Annotated in this window: 1 protein-coding gene; it reads right to left on the bottom strand. The window is 56.7% G+C overall.

Translation table 11 applies throughout. From position 1 onward, the window contains the following. The coding region (locus ALO_RS16850) for a hypothetical protein (RefSeq protein ID WP_004098398.1) at positions 1-330 on the bottom strand (330 nt) is incomplete at both ends.

The raw sequence follows: 330 nt of genomic DNA, 5'->3' as shown, positions 1-330 counted from the left end.
CCTGTGGCGATGATGCCGGCGGTGTCGAGGAGATGGGTTTGTTCCAGTTCCTGTTTGCCGCTGGGCTCCTGTTTCGGGGAAGCCAAGCCAAAGCGGCCAGGGAGATTGGAAAGAGTGGGGCTGGTTTCTTTTTGGTAGCTGTCTGTCTGAGTGGCGGTTTGATTGAGGATAGAGCCGGCGGTGATGGTGACATTGTCGCCGCTGATCAGGCCGCTGATATTGGCTAAGGTATCGTCAGCGGTCAGGTTGACTTCGCCGCCGGTGATGAGGCCAAATTGGTTGGTGATGGAGCCGGTGTTTACGGTGAGGTTTTGATGGGCTTGGATCGTG

Source organism: Acetonema longum DSM 6540, assembly GCF_000219125.1.
Classification (GTDB): Bacteria; Bacillota; Negativicutes; order Sporomusales; family Acetonemataceae; genus Acetonema; species Acetonema longum.
This window is presented reverse-complemented; position numbering and strand designations above follow the sequence as displayed.